The following is a 16,497-nucleotide window of genomic DNA, read 5'->3' as shown; positions in this document are numbered from 1 at the left end:
ACCTTTAGACCCAGTTTATTACATGTACCAATACTGGGTTTCTTCAGTATTGCCTTTTTTCGGATCATCGGACAAGGGAATTTCCAATTTCTATGATTTTTCACCTTGACATATTACCGCAGGACTTTTTAGGCGTTGAAATGGAAAATGGGACAATCGCTTGTCCCATGCCGATCGATCTATTGTCAAAATCATTTTACTGTAAATAAACCGGAAAATCCAATGGCGGCGAAAATTTGTTCTGCAAAAGCTATTCAAGATTTACTTTGCCTATGACATCTTTTAGGCGGACAAAACCGAAATGGCGGCTGTCCCTGCTGATCAATCGATTATCTCCAATGACGAATAGACAGCCATCCGGAACTCTTTCTTTTCCGGTGATTTCCTTTAATGTAAAATCACCGGTGATCGCATTTCCAAACTCCCTCTTTTTATTGGTTTTTAAAAAGGGTTCTGGAAAGAATTTGCCATTTACATAAAGTTTGTCATTTTTATATTCTATCTTTTCCCCCGGAAGACCGATGACTCTTTTGACGAGAACTTCTTCTTCCTCAGGAATATGAAACACGATAATATCGAACCGTTTTACATTCTCAAACCGATACGACCATTTATTAATGTAAAAATGATGCCCTTCTTTTAATGTTGGCTGCATGGATGCCCCATCGACGGTATATTCGGCCAAAACGATATTTTTGATAAAAAAGGTCGATACTATTGACGTTGTGATGATTCCGGCAACGACCATTTTTTTATTCATTGTTCTTCACCTACTTTTTGTCATTTCGTTTGATTAACGAGACATTCAGGCGTTGTTCAATTTTTTTGCCGATAAACCATAACAAGGCCATCACAACGCAGACAATGGTTAACCGAATAGGCTCCTCCACCAGCGCCCGCAAATCATACCCGGAAAAGCTCAGCATAAAGATCATCACAAGTTTCCCGGATAAAACAGCAAGGGCAAACTGCCAAGTATTGATTTTGGAAAGCCCCGCCACTACGTTTACAAGCGCTGATGGGGTAAACGGGAAACAAAGCAATAAAAACAAAGGCGCAAATCCATGCCGTTCGACCCAGTTCATCATTCTTTTCACCTTATCATGCCTGCTTAAAAAACGCAAAAAACGCTTTCTGCCAAACCTTCTGATAATGAAAAAAACAAGCAACGACCCTGCTGATGAACCAACCCAAGAATACAAAAAACCGAGCCACAAGCCGAATGAATTGGCATTGGCAATAACAAAAAGCATGAGCGGCAAAAACGGCAAAAACGACTCAAGGAGCGGCAGCAAAATGCCGGGAAGCGGTCCAAGCGCCTGATATTTATGAAATAGATGTTCAATATCTTCTATTGTAATCGAATCTAAATAAGCTATGATGTCCATTTTTTGTCTCCCTCAACTTACTGCGTCTCCTTTTATTTTACACCTTTTAGACAAAAGTTGAAAATTGGGAGAAACATTTCATTGTCAATTTGTTGTAATCATTTATAATAAATATAGAACATATGTTCTAAAGAGAGGGTTTTGAAAATGTCAAAAATACCGAATGACATTCGCGACTTGATTGAACAAGCGATTTATTTGCCGATGACTGCCGCCGTACTGAACAAAGATATGGCGGTGGTGGAAAAAAGCCCTTTCAAGTTGAAAGAGCCTTATATTCATTTAATCGAGCAGGCCTTAAAACTTGTGCAAAAAGATTTGGCAGACGTTCGCCGACAATTGCGGAGGCAAAAAATTAAAGTTTTAAAAGTCCAGCAGGACGATGCATTCACCATGTATGCTTTCTATTACAACGGATACGAAGAGCACCATAGTTATTTCAATCCGAGAATCCGAAACAAAGTGAATGAACTGTTGGAGCATTATTTGTTTAAAACAGAAAAAACTCAAATCCACCACTAAAAAGCACGTAAGCGGCTGATCTTCTTACGTGCTGAAAGAAAATATTACAAACTATCTTTTCGTAATTCTCTGACGAGCTGTTCATAAATATATGCCTGCTGGTCATTTGAAAAAAGGATCGCACTCATGCGGCGCTGCTCATATTCAACTCTCGAAGAAATAATCGTCCGCAAATGAGCGGTTTTAAAAAATTGGAAAGCAAATGAAGAATAGGAAATATCCATGACCATTTTTTGGCCATTATGAAAAATCACTTCCGTACAATTCGATTCAGCTTTGAGAAAACGGGAAATGTGAGCGTGAGAGAGCCATGCGCATTCATGCCTGATCGGAGAATGGGTAGGAAAAAAATAAAGTGAGTTAGCAGGGTCAACAACGATCGGAACTTTTTTGTTCATGCCGAGCAATTTTTTCGATCCTTCCACCCTCCCTTTAAAACTCGATCCATAATAGTGGCAGCTTTGATCTACGACATGATAGGGTCGGATAGGAACGATGCGCTCTCCGGATATTTCTAAAATTTTGGAGTACAGCTGATTTTCCTCCTTTACCGGCAAAACAGCCATCGTATCGCCGTTGATGACAAAATTTTTTGCTTCATGCGATTTGATCGACATAACGTTCTTCCCTCCTAAAATTATGTAATATTGGGACAATTATCCCTGATTCAAATGTACCATTAAACACCAAAAATTTCTACATTTTTTCAAAAAAATCGATATTTTTTTAATATTCAGTTTCAATTGCTACCTCAAAAGGCTTATAATAGAATTTTTCAAAAATTATAAATAATTAGTTGATTTTTTTCCCGGAAATCCATATAATATAAAAAAGGCATCAGGGGTGATGGGTTATGGAAAACCGGAAATCATATTCCGAAATAATGAAAACCCGATCTGTAAAGACAAAAGCGGAAGATTATATGCTCGATGTCTACATCAGAATGATTTTCGATGAAGCATGGTTTAATCATCGGAAGAAAATGTTGGAGGAGAAAATAAACGAGGCGCTGGACAAAAAAGATAGAGAAGCATTTATGGTGTTATCCAAAGAATATGGCAAATGGGTGCGTTAAACGATAAAAAAAGCCAATCCCGGAAGGATTGGCTCAATCTATGTGAAGGTAATGATTGAATGGCCGGTCACGTTATGCTGTCGTAAATTGTTCAGCTTCCGTAGACCCTTTTAAAGCGGTCGTAGAAGAAGTTCCTCCAGTGATAACTTGGGCAACCTCATCAAAATAACCCGTTCCTACTTCCCTCTGATGCCGCGTGGCTGTATAACCATACTGCTCACTTTCAAATTCGGCTTGCTGAAGTTCGGAGTAAGCTGCCATCCCTTGTTCCTTATACTTGCGGGCGAGTTCAAACATGCTGAAATTCAATGCATGGAATCCAGCTAAAGTGACAAATTGGAATTTGTAACCAAAAGAAGCAATTTCCTTTTGAAAACGTGCGATCGATTCATCGTCAAGTTTTTTCTTCCAGTTAAAGGAAGGAGAACAGTTATATGCCAATAATTTGCCGGGATATTTTTCATGAATGGCTTCAGCAAACTTCCGTGCTTCTTCCAAATTCGGTTCAGACGTTTCACACCAAATCATATCGGCGTATGGCGCATATGCCAAGCCTCTGGCGATCGCCTGATCAAGCCCTGCGCGAGTACGGAAAAATCCTTCCTGCGTCCGTTCCCCGGTTATAAACTCTTTATCCCTGTCATCGATATCGCTTGTGATCAGATCGGCGGCATTGGCGTCCGTGCGGGCGATGATAACAGTCGGAACATTCATCACATCAGCTGCCAGCCGTGCAGCAATCAAATTGCGAATAGCTGTTTGCGTCGGGAGCAAAACCTTTCCGCCCAAGTGGCCGCATTTTTTTTCGGAAGACAACTGATCCTCAAAATGAACGGCAGCAGCCCCCGCCTCAATCATTGCTTTCATTAATTCAAAAACGTTCAATTGACCCCCAAATCCAGCTTCAGCATCCGCAACAATCGGAACGAACCAATCGATGGAATGATCCCCTTCCATGTGATGAATTTGATCTGCTCGCTGCAAAGCTTGATTAATCCGTTTGACTACATGAGGCACGCTGTTAGAAGGATACAGACTTTGGTCCGGATACATCTGACCCGAAAGATTGGCATCAGCCGCTACTTGCCAGCCGCTTAAATAAATTGCCTTTAATCCTGCCTTTACCTGTTGGACTGCTTGATTGCCTGTCAATGCCCCAAGAGCATTCACATATTCCTCGGTTTGCATCAACTTCCAAAATTTCTCCGCTCCTCTTTTGGCAAGCGTATATTCAATTTCAATGGAACCTCTCAGTTTCAAAACATCCTCTGCTGAATAGGGGCGGCGAATTCCTTTCCAGCGTTCATCTTTTTCCCAGCTTTCCTGCAATTGTCTTGCTTTCTCGTTTATTGTTGTCATTCTTCCCTCTCCCCTTTTTCGATCGTTTGTCAAACAAAAACATCATTTTCCACACGAACAAATGGAAAAAACGTTCGTGTCATAACATATTTTTGATACTGCTTTATGAAAGATCTTTGTTCTCAACTATGCGCTCTTTCATTTAACTGCTTCTTGCCGGAAATGCCAAAAGACGGGATCATCATTTCGGGCAAAAAGCTTTTTCGCATTCATTCAAACATCTTGCATAGTGGACTTTTTTGCCAAACTGTCCTTTCATTTTTCAAACTAGTCCCTTTTTCATGAAGCTGGCTTCCATGACGCCTTTGGCTGGTATCGACAACCGTTCCAATGGATCGGAGCCGCAGCCTTCCTCAAGATTCCATGTTTTTCACCTGCCTTTGTTATAAAACAATTTTAAAATTTACAATATTAATATATAACAGATTAAGGGTAATTGGAAGATTTTTTTGAAAATTCACTGTTTTTGATTTCTTATCACCTTTGATAAGCTTTGGTTAACGATTTCCTAAGCTACTTGGCAAAAAAAGGGGATTTCTCCTCAAAAAAACACGCGCTAAACAAGGTTCGTTCAGCGCGTGTTAGCAGAAAAAACGATATAGATTACATCCAAAGTTCATCCCATTATTGAAAAAACGGCTCCCCCGCTTTTCGGTAATCCTCCAGCACAAGAATTCCTTTTTCTTTCGGTGCATTCGGCAAGTTTAGTTCTTTTGCCGAGCAGATCATGCCGCTTGAGGCGACGCCTCTAAGCTCTGCGTCTTTGATAATCATTCCGCTGGGCATTACCGCTCCCACTTTGGCAACGACCACTTTTTGGCCGGCGGCAACATTCGGTGCACCGCAAACAATTTGCAGCACTTCATCACCGACATCCACTTTGCAAATGCTAAGCTTGTCGGCGTTTGGATGCTTCTTTTTTTCCAGCACATGTCCGACAACAAATTTCGGCGATAAATCTGCTTCTATTTGTTCATTAAAGCCATTTTTCACAATGATTTGATTGATCTTTTCCAAAAGCTCTTCCGTCAACTTCACTTCACCGCGGCCTGCAAATGGATGATAGCTGGAAGCATTGAAAATATTAAAACCGGCTGTTTTTCCTGTCTCTTGATGATAAATTCTTGCGACATCGCCTTTCCGTTCAAATTGCTTTTGATCGTAAGAAACGTCATGCAACCGTATAAGAAGCACGTCGCCTACTCCCTCATTGTTGTAAAAAACATTCATGATGAATCCCCTTTCTTCCGATTTTTTGCCAAAATAAAAATCGGTTCCAGCTTTTTATTTTCATAAAGGAAAGACAAAGCGGTAATCGGCACCCGCCCATTCGTGAAAAAACTCATCGTCAGCTGAGCCAGCACATCATACCCCGTTTCATTGCGGATATCTCCGATAATGAGGACATCTTGATGCGGAACGCTGATGGTCATGTCTCCCTGAACTTTTTGTTCATACTCTCTTAAAAGGGAATCATTCAATATTCTGCTGGCGTCATACCCGTCATTTGTGTTAAAAAAGTAAAAAACATTTCCCGCCACTTTATCTTCTTTTGCCTTTATTGGCAATGAACGCAAGTTAAAGCAAGCAATCTCCCTGATGCGCGAATGGGTCCAATTTTCTTTTTCCATCATTTTTTCGTCGATTAACCGATATGTTTTACCAAGATCAAGCGCATAATAAATGCGTGTTTCGGCAGTATGGTCGTCATAAAGAAGCGGAACGCCGTTTGATTCAGTAGGAAATGAAGCGGAACGGATAACAGGATATATATTTTTTTCTTTTCCGCTTAATCTTCCGTTTTTTTTCATCGCTGAGAATGATTCGGTAATATAATAAACAAATTCATCTACGGCACTTTCCTTCTCTTCATTCCATTTGGCGATCAAACCCGGCAGGGAGACCGTCAGTCCGTTATCCAGTTCTGGATCTTCAATTCTTAATGTATCTTTTTTACGATCAAACGTATATTGAAATGGATACTGCTTTAATTTTTCCTTCAACAGTTCAACCATCTGTTCAGATTTCATGAAGGTTTTTCATTCCCTTCCGCCGTTAAACATGTAATCCATCCAAAAACTGCTGGATTTCTTCTTTTGTTTTTCGGTCTTTGCTTACAAAACGTCCGATTTCCTTCCCCTCGTCCCATACAATAAAACTTGGAATTCCAAAAACGTTTAATTCACCGCACAAATCAATAAATTCGTCGCGATCGACAGAATAAAAAGTGAAATCGGCATTTTCTTTTTCCAGTTCTGGAAGAGCAGGTTCAATAGAACGGCAGTCTGGGCACCAATCTGCCGAAAACATGAAAACTGCTTTTTTTCCTTTTGTTTTTTCCCAAAATTGTTCTACAGATTCAATTTTTTTCATGGCTTGCTGGTCTCCTTCATCGTTTTTATAGGAATCTTAACAAACTTCAAGGGAAAAAGCCAGAAACTAGCCCGGATGATGCATGGAAGCAAATTCATTCATTTTTCTATGATACAAATATTGTCCGACTAAAAGCTTTGTCAAATGGACAAACATTCCTTTCCGATCGACTAACCCGTTCGTAAAAATGCCGATTGCCCCTTCATTTTGTCTGACATTTCGCTTTTTAGCATATTGATCCATTACTTCGCCAAGCTCCAGTCCTTGCTGCAGCGGCTTTAAAAATTCATCGGGGAGGCGGATTCGCGCCCCGCCTGCGACATATTCATTCCCATCCTGATCAACTAAAGCTCCCCAATTGCACAAAAACAATCCGTTGGCGGTAACATCAACGCCCCCTTCAAGTCCAAAAGCCATATCCGCTTTTTCTTTATTCAATGCATTTTTTGCCCTGTTTACGGCTCCTTTCAACGTTTCATCATCAGAAAACGGCTGAGCGGAAACACCTGACGGCACATCTTTGGCGATCCATTCAATTTCCTTGAATGGTAAAAAAGAAAAGGCTTCTTTTACCGCTTCAATTTTGACAGGATTTTTGGATCCGATCGCAACTTTCAATTTTCGTTCCTCCATTGCACTGGTTTTTTCATGCATTTTGCTTCAGTTGATCAACTGTTGATCGGTCGCATGCTTTGACAAGCTTGATCAGCAGTTCTTTAGCCGCTGCATAGTCATCAACATGGATGATGGACGCATGTGTGTGAATATATCTGGAACAGATGCCAATCACAGCTGAAGGAACGCCGTTGTTTGCAATATGCACCCGTCCAGCATCCGTCCCACCTTGGGAAACAAAATATTGATAAGGAATGTGATTCGTCTCGGCTGTATCCAGAACAAATTCTCTCATTCCCCGATGAGTCACCATCGATCGATCGAAAATTCTCAATAAAACACCTTTTCCAAGCTGGCCAAATTCATTTTTGTCTCCACTCATATCGTTCGCAGGGCTAGCATCCAAAGCAAAAAAGATTTCAGGCTGAATCATGTTCGCTGCCGTTTGCGCTCCTCTTAGCCCCACTTCTTCTTGGACAGTTGCACCGGAATACAAAATGTTGGGGAGGCTTTCACCTTTCATCTCTTTGAGCAACTCGATGGCTAGTCCGCAGCCGTATCGGTTATCCCAAGCTTTCGCTAAAATTTTCTTGGAGTTGGCCATCGGTGTAAACGGGCAGATTGGCACAATGGACTGGCCGGGTTTAATTCCGATCGCTTTCGCATCTTCCCTGCTATCAGCCCCTATGTCAATGAGCATGTTTTGGATTTCCATCGGTTTTTTCCTTTTTTCCTCATCCAACAAATGAGGCGGAATGGAGGAAATCACCCCGACAACAGGATCCGAATCGGTTATGATTTGCACCCGCTGGGCAAGCAATACTTGACTCCACCAGCCACCAAGCGGCTGAAAGCGGATCATCCCGTTATCTGTAATAGAAGTAACCATAAAACCAACTTCATCCATATGGCCTGCCACCATCACAACGGGTCCGTCCACGTTTCCCCGTTTAACGCCAAAAATACTTCCTAATTTATCTTGAATCACTTCATCCCATACTTTTCCAATTCTTTCCTCATAAAACAGCGAACGGCATGTTCATTTCCGGGTGCACCCGGCAGTTCGGTCAAAGTCCGAAACAATTCCAACGTCTCTTTTTCCATCACAATGTCCCCTTTATCATGAATGTATCAAAATGACATCAAGGTATGTATACGATTATTTTAACATCTTTTGCAAAAAATCTCCCGTCAGGTTTCAAGATGGAAATAAGGCAAAACAAACCATAATGCGTTATACTTAAAATAAACTTTTTTTCTCGATTATTTTACTACTCGTTTAATGGAACGGAGGGAAATCTTTGTGAAATGGAAAAATCTCCTTATTGCTTTCGGCGCCGGAATATTGGCAGGCTATTTTCTGCAAAACAATGTTAAACGCCACATGCTTCCGTCTGAAAAGGCGCTCTCATTGGTAAAAAAGGCGTTTAAAGAAAAAGGAACAATCAACGGTTCTTGGATTTACACAGTTCCTCAAGACTATGAAAAAAACGGGATAGCGTATAAAGTCTATCAAGCAGGGATAAATCTTGTAAACAACGATATACAGGAGCAATTTGAAGTGATTGTTGATTCAACGACCGGAACTATTTTAGATGTGATGAAAGCGTAAAGATTTTTTAAGTTTTTCTTCTTGGGGGGAGGAAGAAAAATGGGGATCGTGAATAAAGGTGTGACGGTTTTGCATTTTGATGACACCTATCAAACGCAGAGGAAGCTGATGTCCATTCCTCATGACGATATTCATTTGTCAAATTTGAAGGGAACGCGTCTTTTTTGTGACAGCCATTCTTTAAAAATTATTGAAAAAAAGCTTTCATACCGAAAACAAAAAGGAATTACCTTGATCGGCAGCGGGGATTTTCACTATGTAACCTATTTATTGCTCAAAGAAATAAAACACCCTTTTGCTTTGATTTTATTTGATCACCATACAGATCTTGACGATAAAGCAGTTCAAGAAAACATGCCCATTTCCTGCGGTTCGTGGGTTTCTTTTGCATTAAAAGACATCCCATATTTATCTAAAGCCATTTTAATCGGACCCAAAAGCTGCACAGCAGTGAATGCAGCCAACAAAACGTTGCATATTATTCCATATGAGCCTGAAAACCATCAAGTGATTGTACGGCTTTTGGCCAACATGAAAAATGAACCCGTTTACATCAGCATTGACAAAGATGTTTTAAAAAGAGAAGAAGCGATAACGAATTGGGATCAAGGGGTAATGACCGTAGCCGCATTGTTTTTTTACTTGAGGATCATCAGAAAGGAAACAAAAGTAATCGGCCTTGATATTTGCGGAGAAGCACCGAAAAAAATGGTATCCTTTTCCACGCTGGACAACAGGGGTATTTCCCGCAACGAAAAAATCAATTTAAAAATTTTAAAAGCTTTTGTGAACGAACACAGCCTGCACGAGACAAAGCATTTCGCATAAAATCTTTTTCCTTGCCGTATCAATAACTACCCCGATTTCTCATAAGCATCAACATATGCCTTTTCCCAAAAATGAACCCACCCCGATTCAACAACGGGATGGGTTAACGAAATTGGACTTCAGCGCGATAAATTTTATGCCCTTTTTTAGAAAACTTTTCTTCATACTCGGTCATAATATTGCCTTCAAAGCCGCTGTTATGCAAGTCAAGGCTGACGCTCTTTAAAAGCAGACCAAACTCTGAAAAGCTCACGAGCGAGAATTCAAACAACCCTTGGTTGTCCGTTTTGAAATGAAGTTCTCCTCCATTTGCCAAAATGCGTTCAAACACGGTTAAAAATACAGGATGGGTTAAACGGCGCTTGCCATGCCGTTTTTTCGGCCAAGGATCAGAAAAGTTTAAATAAATGCGCTCAACCTCACCTTTGTCAAATATATCCGTCAACTCGCTCGCATTGACATTGATGAGTTTTACATTCGAAAGTCCCTCTTCCTTTATTTTTTTTAAAGCGGAGACGATGACGCTTTGCTGCCGTTCAATTCCAATATAGTTGATGTGGGGGTGCCGTTTTGCCATTTCAACAATAAACTTGCCTTTACCGGTACCAACTTCAATATGGATAGGCTGTTCGTTGTCAAAAAGTCTTTTCCATTTCCCTTTCCATTCGTTTGGCCGAGGGATGACAAACTCCGGATGATTCGCTATAAATTCGCCGGCCCAAGGTTTATTTCTTAAACGCATAATCCACCTCTTCCATTCGTGGGTTGAAACCAAAAAAATTTATTTCATGTAAAAGAGCCGTTGAACACATACGGCTCTTTTGTATAGATCGTGGACAGGATGCATATCCTACTTTTAAAAGAAACGGGGTGAAAAACATGCCTTTAAGCCATCAAGATCAATTGATGCTTTTAAAAGACATTTTATCTGAACATGAAAGTGAATGTTGTGGAACAGTTGCGGAATACGAACAATTGGAACGGCTCATTCAATCTCTTATCGCCAATGATGCAGTGAATGAGCAGTTAAAACAGTCGCTGGAATCCATTTATTCGTACAGCCAGCAAGGAAAATATTCCCGAGACTCCACCAAACATATAAATGCATACCAGCAGCAGCTTTCTCAATGGATCTTGGATCTCAATACCTTTTCTTAAGTAAAACATTCAAAAATTCCAGCCGCTCCGCCAATTCTTTTTGCTGATTTTTTTGGTTCGCCATAGAAAGCGAAACAATTGCTTGCGCCAACACATACCAATACATGCGCATTTCCAAGTGATCGGTTAATCGTTCTCCATAAATCTCCAACCAATCCTGCCAATCTTTTTTATGAATATACGTATATAAAAGCATGCCTAAATCAATGGCCGGATCGGCAATCATAGCGCCATCCCAGTCGATCAAATACAGTCGGTTATCATCTGACAACAGCCAATTATTATGGTGAACGTCGCAATGACAGACAACTGCCTCATCATGGTGAACGTCTTGCACTGTTTTTTCCAAATAATGGATTGTTTCTTGAACAAGCTTTGATGTGAACAGGCTTGAATCCAACACTTCATTTATATATTCGAGAAGCTTTTCCGGGGAAAGCGGCTCTTTTCCCAAACGTCTCAACATATCATGCAAATCGCTGGACTGGTGGATCTTTCTCAGAAGCTCCGCCACATGTTCGTTTTTCATATCTTTCGGCTTTAAGCCGCGTCCATTCAACCAATGCTGAGCGGTGATGACATCGCCGTTTTCCATTCTTTTCGTCCAGACAAGTTTCGGAACGATTCCTTCCGCAGACAAAACGGCTAAGAACGGAGAGGAATTCCGCTTTAAAAACAGTTTTTTTCCATCTTTTTCGGCATAAAAAGCTTCTCCTGTTGCTCCACCAGCAGGTAATATTTTCCATTCGCTGCCTAATACATCTTCCAACCAATTCGCTTTCAATTTTAAGCCCACATTTCATTTAAAGTTTTAACTGACAATAAAAAAGACAGCTATTGACGTTATTTTTTTCAATAGCTATCCCTTTAAATTTTATCTTCAACAGGTCTTTTTCGTCAAGAAAAACTAAAACCATCTTCTGCATAAAGTAAAACGCAGACAACTTCCCCATTTTTTAAAAAATCAGCGGTCCACTGCTTCGGTTTTGCAGGATGCCATCAACACCTTTGCCGCTTTTAGCTGCAAATACTTAACAGGTGAAGGCTGATGCCGCATTTTTTGAAACCAACTATCGTAGTTTCGTTTATCCACACATTCCCATTCACGGGAAAGTTCGTGCGCATGGATAAATCCTTTTCGGTTTAATAAAGTTTTTCGGATAGGCAGATGAAGGCCGTTTTCACGCAAAATGGAATGAACGATTTTTTCCGTCCGCTCCAACGCAATGGTAGGCGCCACTATTTTTCTTTCCCCTCTGCTGTTTCGTTCTAACCAAAAATTCCCTTTCCCGCCAATCAATACATTGTCTTCTTCGCCTTCAAGCGCTGTCAAACAAACTATATCCGTCGGTCGAATGAAAATCATTTCACCTTGGACAGAAGCTTTTTTAATTTGAAAGACCGGAAAATACATTAGAAAGCAATTATCGGGAAAGCTTTGCAAAAAATATTTTAATAAGGAATCTTGTTTATATCGTTGATCAAGCTCTGAAATTTGCCGGATCGTCGAACTTGCCCACACAAGTTGGGAAAGAAAAATCTTGTCTAAAAACGCCTGTTTGGCATTATCGATCAAACCGAGTTTATCCTCTTCAGTAGCCATTGCTTGCTCAAATTGGTTTTTGATTTCTTCCCACTGTTTTTTTTTCATTCGAATAAATTGACTGGAATAGCGGTACGGGTCTATTTCATATCTTGAAATATAATCCTCGAGCTTGAGTAATTGTGCCAAAACCGTTTCATCTCCCTCTTCCATTACATGAATAAATGAACGATCATCGGGCAAAGCAATGAAGCAAATAAGGCGCTTAACGTCATGGTGATCGAGCCGATCGCTCCGGCCAATTCCCCATTTTCTCCCGCTTTGGCTGTTCCGATTCCATGGGAAGCTGTGCCAAAACCAATGCCGATAGAAATCGGATGACGAATACGAAAAACTTTTAATACATACGGTCCGAACATTGCCCCGAACATCCCGGCTACCATAACATAGACAGCTGAAAGAGTCGGGTTGCCGCCAATCATTGACGCAATATCCATTGCCACCGGCGTTGTGACTGATTTGGGCGCCAATGAAAGAATCTGCTTTTGATCAATCCCAAATAATATAGACAATAAAATCCCGGAAATCAGACCAATGATCGTCCCAGCCAAAGCACTAGCCACAATGGACAGAGCAAACTTTTGCAATGTTTTGCGATGCTGGTAAAGCGGGTATGCCAAAGCTACCACCGCTGGGCCAAGAAGTTCATCAATCCATTTTCCTCCAAGCATAAACGTTTGATAAGGTATATGGAACATAAGTAAAACAGCAATGATGACAGTTGAAGACGTAGCAATCGGAACCAATAAAGGAATATGAATTTTGTTATATAACCGAACCATCAACAAATAAATCATGATGGTCAATAAAATCATAGCCAGCGATACCAACATTGTCATAGACGCTTCCCTTCTTCTTGCTGAATCGTTTTTCGTTTTTTCTGCATCAGCCACTGGCTGACGACAGATGCGGAAACCATGACCATTACGGTGCTGATGATTGTGATGAATACCGAACGTATTCCGGACGAACTGAAAAAAAGCGAAAAATAATTCATCACGCCGACGGTCGCCGGAATAAATAAAAGCGGCAAATGCTTTACTAATACAGAGCAGCCGTCTTTAAACAAATCAACCGGAAATGATTTTATATGCAAAAAAACAAAAAGAAGGATCATGCCAATGATGCTTCCGGGTATCATTAAATCCAGCATATTTTGCACAAAGTTCCCAATCATATAGAAGGCATACAACAAACATATTTGCCCAACAATTTTGATTCCTTTCAAATTTCTCCTCTCCAATCAATCCAAAAAGATCAATGCAGTGAATATTGTTGAATCGCCTCATATTTCGGAATTTGCTTGAAATTGGTTTGAAATAATGTGACAGAACGAACGGAAATGGATTCATTGTGAAAAACAGCGTTGTCTGTCTTGTGAATCGAAAAAGGAGAATCGGCTTTCCATTTTCTCGCAACGGTTATATGCGGTTTAAACGGGCGCTCATCCAGGGAAAATTTTAATTGCTTGCACACTTCATACACCGAATCCCTTAACCGCTTTAGTTCATGGTTTTCCTTTATCCCTATCCATAAAATTCTCGGAAAACCCGACCTCCCAAAAGTCCCGGCTTCAGCAAGCTGCAAAGTAAAAGACCCGTGCTGTTCGCAAACCTTTTTTAAGACAGTTGACAGTTTGGCAAGCGTACTTTTCTCAGCACTTCCTAAAAAAGCTAATGTTAAATGGTAATCAGAAGGATGGACATAGCTTGCAAAACTCCATTGCCATTTATTTTGACAAACCCAATGATAAATCAATTGAGATGACGGCTCCGGCACATCCAATGCGACGAAATAATGTTTCTCCATTTTTAAAACCTCACTTTAGAAAATATTTTAACAAAACTGCAAATTCTTTGCATAGATCATTGCACGGGCTTGATATACGGGTTTGTAAAGAGTAAAATCCTGTATTATGATATGATAAGGATACAAACAAAAATAAGGAAGTGTTTTGCATGCGTGTAGCAAATAATGTGGCTGATTTAATCGGAGATACTCCATTAGTCAAATTAAACAAAATTTGTCCTAAAAACGGCGCCGATATATATGTAAAACTTGAATATTTCAATCCAACCCGCAGCGTAAAAGACCGCGCAGCTTACAATATGATTGTTGAAGCTGAAAAACAAGGTTTATTAAAACCCGGTGCAACGATTATCGAGCCCACAAGCGGCAATACCGGGATTGGACTTGCCATGAATGCGGCAGCCAAAGGATACCGCGCCATCATCGTTATGCCCGATACAATGACAGAAGAGCGGATCAACTTGTTGAAAGCCTTTGGAGCAGAAGTTGTGTTAACTCCGGGAGACCAAAAAATGCCGGGAGCTATTCAGAAAGCGGAAGAACTTGCCAAAGAAATTCCAAACAGCTTTATTCCGATGCAGTTTGAAAATCCGGCAAACCCTGATGCGCATCGAAAAACGACTGCCTTGGAAATCATTGAAGCGATGAAAAAAATCGGCAAACCGTTATCAGCATTTGTCGCCACATCTGGAACAGGCGGAACCATCACCGGAACAGGCGAAACGTTGAAAGAACATTTTCCAAATATGACAGTCCATGTTGTTGAGCCGGCAGGTTCCCCCGTTTTGTCTGGAGGAAAACCGGGAAAGCACAAACTTGTCGGGACAAGCCCGGGATTTATTCCGAAAACATTAAATACAAAAATTTATGACGAAATCATCCATGTAAAAGACGAAGAGGCCTATGAAATCACCCGAAGCCTTGCAAGGGAAGAAGGAATTTTAGTGGGGCCGTCTTCAGGCGCTTCCTGTTTTGCAGCCATCCAAGTGGCAAAACGATTGTCCCCTGATGAAGTGGTCGTCTGCATGACAGCCGATACAGGCGAACGTTATTTATCAAGCGATTTGTTTCTATTCGATTAACAAATAGCAAAACCGGGAACAGCTGCTTGAATTTCGATTGCACTTTCTTTTGTTTTATGAGAAAATTTAACATGTAAATATTTTCATAAAAAATAAAGTTTTCTAGGGTTCCGCAGCTTTTGGGGCTGGTCTGGTTCGAGAGAAAACGCACAGTAAGTGTTGCTGTGTACACGGAAGGATAAAAGCCTGGGAGAATAACCTTATCGGTTTCTCGCAGGTTTTTTGATTTACTTGGAAAGGAACGTGATGATTTGATGTATTGGCTGCTTATCATCGTTGCGGCAATGTTTGAAGTGACATGGGTCATTGGTTTAAAGCATGCCGGCAATATTTTTGAATGGCTGCTGACCATTATCGCGATGATTGCAAGCTTTATAATCCTTGTTTATTTAGGAAAAAAATTGCCGGCTGGCACCGTTTATATCATTTTTGTAGGTCTTGGAACGTTAGGAACCGTTTTGATGGAATGGATTTTGTTCGGTTCGCATTTAACCCCGATGAAAATTTTGTTTATCCTAACGTTGTTAATCGGAATTATCGGTTTAAACTATCAATCAAGCAAACGGAAAAACAAAGAAGGTGAATCATCTTGAGCTGGCTTCTTCTAATTGCGGCCGGATGCTGTGAAGTCTTCGGTGTTATTGGATTGGCAAAAGTAAATGCGAAACCTGGCATTTTTTCTTTCTCGTTGCTGATTGGCGGATTTATTTTAAGCTTGTGTTTATTGTCGATAGCGATGAATGACATTCCAATGAGCATTGCCTATTCGGTCTGGACTGGAATCGGCACTGTCGGCAGCACGCTGATCGGCATGTTTGTATACGGCGAGCCGAAAGACAAATGGAGATTGGCATTCATCGCCCTGATTATCGTTTCTGTCATTGGATTGAAGCTTGTTGAATAAATGGTGCCCCGCTTTTTGATCCATGAATGAAATGAAGAATCAATAGGTTTCGCCTCGGCACTAAATTTTTTTATATTTTTACACAAAAACATTAGCATTGCAGTAATTAAATCTGATGATTCAAAATACTAAGAATGTTCAATTTTTTATTGATTTCGAAACAAAAAAA

The 16,497-nt window shown here is 40.6% G+C and carries 21 protein-coding genes, 2 pseudogenes and 1 riboswitch; of the genes and pseudogenes, 8 read left to right on the top strand and 15 right to left on the bottom strand.

All coding sequences use genetic code 11. The annotated features are described in order from the left end of the window. Window positions 1-250 precede the first annotated feature (250 nt). The gene (lepB, locus tag AC0KTX_RS14915; RefSeq protein WP_474252908.1) at window positions 251-760 is read right to left on the bottom strand and encodes a signal peptidase I; all 510 of its coding nucleotides are present in this window, start codon (window positions 758-760) and stop codon (window positions 251-253) included. A gap of 10 nt (window positions 761-770) precedes the next feature. Then, on the bottom strand, window positions 771-1,388 hold the full coding sequence (locus AC0KTX_RS14910) for a TVP38/TMEM64 family protein (RefSeq protein WP_474252907.1): 618 nt from the start codon (window positions 1,386-1,388) through the stop codon (window positions 771-773). Window positions 1,389-1,535: 147 nt separating this feature from the next. On the opposite strand from AC0KTX_RS14910, the gene AC0KTX_RS14905 reads away from it, so the two are divergent. Continuing rightward, entirely contained in the window at window positions 1,536-1,910 is a 375-nt protein-coding gene (locus AC0KTX_RS14905) for a YhjD family protein (protein ID WP_474252906.1), read from the top strand. A 44-nt stretch (window positions 1,911-1,954) separates the two neighbouring features. On the opposite strand, the gene AC0KTX_RS14900 is transcribed toward AC0KTX_RS14905, so the two are convergent. Next, on the bottom strand, window positions 1,955-2,527 hold the full coding sequence (locus tag AC0KTX_RS14900) for a competence protein ComK (protein ID WP_474252905.1): 573 nt from the start codon (window positions 2,525-2,527) through the stop codon (window positions 1,955-1,957). A gap of 236 nt (window positions 2,528-2,763) precedes the next feature. Between AC0KTX_RS14900 and AC0KTX_RS14895 the strand changes: the two genes are divergently transcribed. Beyond that, on the top strand, window positions 2,764-2,985 hold the full coding sequence (locus AC0KTX_RS14895; RefSeq protein ID WP_474252904.1) for an IDEAL domain-containing protein: 222 nt from the start codon (window positions 2,764-2,766) through the stop codon (window positions 2,983-2,985). A gap of 72 nt (window positions 2,986-3,057) precedes the next feature. Here AC0KTX_RS14895 and aceA read toward each other — a convergent pair whose 3' ends face one another. From aceA to AC0KTX_RS14865, 6 genes and pseudogenes are all read right to left on the bottom strand, one after another. After that, entirely contained in the window at window positions 3,058-4,344 is a 1,287-nt protein-coding gene (aceA, locus tag AC0KTX_RS14890; RefSeq protein ID WP_474252903.1) for an isocitrate lyase, read from the bottom strand. Window positions 4,345-4,968: 624 nt separating this feature from the next. Further along, window positions 4,969-5,574, bottom strand: a complete 606-nt coding sequence (gene ytpR / locus AC0KTX_RS14885; protein ID WP_474252902.1) for a YtpR family tRNA-binding protein — start codon at window positions 5,572-5,574, stop codon at window positions 4,969-4,971. Beyond that, window positions 5,571-6,374, bottom strand: a complete 804-nt coding sequence (locus AC0KTX_RS14880) for a DUF1444 domain-containing protein (protein WP_474252901.1) — start codon at window positions 6,372-6,374, stop codon at window positions 5,571-5,573. The genes ytpR and AC0KTX_RS14880 overlap by 4 nt, the downstream gene beginning before the upstream one ends. Window positions 6,375-6,399: 25 nt before the next feature. Further along, a pseudogene (locus AC0KTX_RS14875) lies at window positions 6,400-6,720 on the bottom strand (thioredoxin family protein); the annotation flags it as partial. A gap of 63 nt (window positions 6,721-6,783) precedes the next feature. After that, entirely contained in the window at window positions 6,784-7,335 is a 552-nt protein-coding gene (locus AC0KTX_RS14870; RefSeq protein ID WP_474252900.1) for a DUF84 family protein, read from the bottom strand. Between the two features lie 28 nt (window positions 7,336-7,363). After that, window positions 7,364-8,436, bottom strand: a pseudogene (locus tag AC0KTX_RS14865) (M42 family metallopeptidase). A 199-nt stretch (window positions 8,437-8,635) separates the two neighbouring features. On the opposite strand from AC0KTX_RS14865, the gene AC0KTX_RS14860 reads away from it, so the two are divergent. Both AC0KTX_RS14860 and AC0KTX_RS14855 read left to right on the top strand, forming a co-directional pair. After that, entirely contained in the window at window positions 8,636-8,944 is a 309-nt protein-coding gene (locus AC0KTX_RS14860) for a hypothetical protein (RefSeq protein ID WP_474252899.1), read from the top strand. A 39-nt stretch (window positions 8,945-8,983) separates the two neighbouring features. Further along, window positions 8,984-9,772 carry an arginase family protein gene (locus AC0KTX_RS14855; RefSeq protein ID WP_474252898.1) on the top strand — a complete coding sequence of 263 codons (789 nt, stop codon included), beginning with the start codon at window positions 8,984-8,986 and terminating at the stop codon, window positions 9,770-9,772. 103 nt (window positions 9,773-9,875) lie between these two features. On the opposite strand, the gene trmB is transcribed toward AC0KTX_RS14855, so the two are convergent. Continuing rightward, window positions 9,876-10,514 (bottom strand): tRNA (guanosine(46)-N7)-methyltransferase TrmB, encoded by a 639-nt coding sequence (trmB, locus tag AC0KTX_RS14850; RefSeq protein WP_474252897.1) that lies wholly within the window; start codon window positions 10,512-10,514, stop codon window positions 9,876-9,878. Window positions 10,515-10,651: 137 nt separating this feature from the next. Between trmB and AC0KTX_RS14845 the strand changes: the two genes are divergently transcribed. After that, window positions 10,652-10,930 (top strand): YtzH-like family protein, encoded by a 279-nt coding sequence (locus AC0KTX_RS14845; protein WP_474252896.1) that lies wholly within the window; start codon window positions 10,652-10,654, stop codon window positions 10,928-10,930. On the opposite strand, the gene AC0KTX_RS14840 is transcribed toward AC0KTX_RS14845, so the two are convergent. From AC0KTX_RS14840 to thpR, 5 genes are all read right to left on the bottom strand, one after another. Further along, the gene (locus AC0KTX_RS14840; protein ID WP_474252895.1) at window positions 10,914-11,714 is read right to left on the bottom strand and encodes a phosphotransferase; all 801 of its coding nucleotides are present in this window, start codon (window positions 11,712-11,714) and stop codon (window positions 10,914-10,916) included. The genes AC0KTX_RS14845 and AC0KTX_RS14840 overlap by 17 nt on opposite strands. A gap of 180 nt (window positions 11,715-11,894) precedes the next feature. Then, window positions 11,895-12,662, bottom strand: a complete 768-nt coding sequence (locus AC0KTX_RS14835; RefSeq protein WP_474252894.1) for an NERD domain-containing protein — start codon at window positions 12,660-12,662, stop codon at window positions 11,895-11,897. A gap of 23 nt (window positions 12,663-12,685) precedes the next feature. Further along, window positions 12,686-13,372 (bottom strand): LrgB family protein, encoded by a 687-nt coding sequence (locus AC0KTX_RS14830; RefSeq protein ID WP_474252893.1) that lies wholly within the window; start codon window positions 13,370-13,372, stop codon window positions 12,686-12,688. Further along, window positions 13,369-13,761, bottom strand: a complete 393-nt coding sequence (locus tag AC0KTX_RS14825; protein WP_474252892.1) for a CidA/LrgA family protein — start codon at window positions 13,759-13,761, stop codon at window positions 13,369-13,371. The genes AC0KTX_RS14830 and AC0KTX_RS14825 overlap by 4 nt, the downstream gene beginning before the upstream one ends. Before the next feature lie 29 nt (window positions 13,762-13,790). Next, window positions 13,791-14,342 (bottom strand): RNA 2',3'-cyclic phosphodiesterase, encoded by a 552-nt coding sequence (gene thpR, locus AC0KTX_RS14820; RefSeq protein ID WP_474252891.1) that lies wholly within the window; start codon window positions 14,340-14,342, stop codon window positions 13,791-13,793. A 149-nt stretch (window positions 14,343-14,491) separates the two neighbouring features. Here thpR and cysK point away from each other — a divergent pair, with 149 nt between their 5' ends. The 3 genes from cysK to AC0KTX_RS14805 all read left to right on the top strand — a co-directional run bounded on the left by cysK (window position 14,492) and on the right by AC0KTX_RS14805 (window position 16,328). After that, window positions 14,492-15,424: a cysteine synthase A gene (gene cysK, locus AC0KTX_RS14815; RefSeq protein WP_474252890.1), complete on the top strand. Its 933-nt coding sequence runs from the start codon at window positions 14,492-14,494 to the stop codon at window positions 15,422-15,424. Window positions 15,425-15,515: 91 nt separating this feature from the next. Then, window positions 15,516-15,619: riboswitch (guanidine-I (ykkC/yxkD leader) on the top strand. A 59-nt stretch (window positions 15,620-15,678) separates the two neighbouring features. Then, complete coding sequence (locus tag AC0KTX_RS14810) at window positions 15,679-16,017, top strand: DMT family transporter (protein WP_474252889.1); 339 nt, start codon at window positions 15,679-15,681, stop codon at window positions 16,015-16,017. Next, on the top strand, window positions 16,014-16,328 hold the full coding sequence (locus AC0KTX_RS14805) for a DMT family transporter (RefSeq protein ID WP_474252888.1): 315 nt from the start codon (window positions 16,014-16,016) through the stop codon (window positions 16,326-16,328). Before AC0KTX_RS14810 ends, AC0KTX_RS14805 begins: the two co-directional genes overlap by 4 nt. Window positions 16,329-16,497 lie beyond the last annotated feature (169 nt).

It is taken from the genome of Aeribacillus sp. JST-2 (assembly GCF_056032925.1).
Note: the sequence above shows the minus strand (reverse complement) of the source record. Positions and strands in the feature narration are given on the sequence as shown.

Bases quoted from the DNA above. Each gene is read 5' to 3' on its own strand.
- lepB (WP_474252908.1), bottom strand. From the start codon at position 760: ATGAATAAAAAAATGGTCGTTGCCGGAATCATCACAACGTCAATAGTA.
- AC0KTX_RS14910 (WP_474252907.1), bottom strand. From the start codon at position 1,388: ATGGACATCATAGCTTATTTAGATTCGATTACAATAGAAGATATTGAA.
- AC0KTX_RS14905 (WP_474252906.1), top strand. From the start codon at position 1,536: ATGTCAAAAATACCGAATGACATTCGCGACTTGATTGAACAAGCGATT.
- AC0KTX_RS14900 (WP_474252905.1), bottom strand. From the start codon at position 2,527: ATGTCGATCAAATCGCATGAAGCAAAAAATTTTGTCATCAACGGCGAT.
- AC0KTX_RS14895 (WP_474252904.1), top strand. From the start codon at position 2,764: ATGGAAAACCGGAAATCATATTCCGAAATAATGAAAACCCGATCTGTA.
- aceA (WP_474252903.1), bottom strand. From the start codon at position 4,344: ATGACAACAATAAACGAGAAAGCAAGACAATTGCAGGAAAGCTGGGAA.
- ytpR (WP_474252902.1), bottom strand. From the start codon at position 5,574: ATGAATGTTTTTTACAACAATGAGGGAGTAGGCGACGTGCTTCTTATA.
- AC0KTX_RS14880 (WP_474252901.1), bottom strand. From the start codon at position 6,374: ATGAAATCTGAACAGATGGTTGAACTGTTGAAGGAAAAATTAAAGCAG.
- AC0KTX_RS14855 (WP_474252898.1), top strand. From the start codon at position 8,984: ATGGGGATCGTGAATAAAGGTGTGACGGTTTTGCATTTTGATGACACC.
- trmB (WP_474252897.1), bottom strand. From the start codon at position 10,514: ATGCGTTTAAGAAATAAACCTTGGGCCGGCGAATTTATAGCGAATCAT.
- AC0KTX_RS14845 (WP_474252896.1), top strand. From the start codon at position 10,652: ATGCCTTTAAGCCATCAAGATCAATTGATGCTTTTAAAAGACATTTTA.
- AC0KTX_RS14830 (WP_474252893.1), bottom strand. From the start codon at position 13,372: ATGACAATGTTGGTATCGCTGGCTATGATTTTATTGACCATCATGATT.
- thpR (WP_474252891.1), bottom strand. From the start codon at position 14,342: ATGGAGAAACATTATTTCGTCGCATTGGATGTGCCGGAGCCGTCATCT.
- cysK (WP_474252890.1), top strand. From the start codon at position 14,492: ATGCGTGTAGCAAATAATGTGGCTGATTTAATCGGAGATACTCCATTA.
- AC0KTX_RS14810 (WP_474252889.1), top strand. From the start codon at position 15,679: ATGTATTGGCTGCTTATCATCGTTGCGGCAATGTTTGAAGTGACATGG.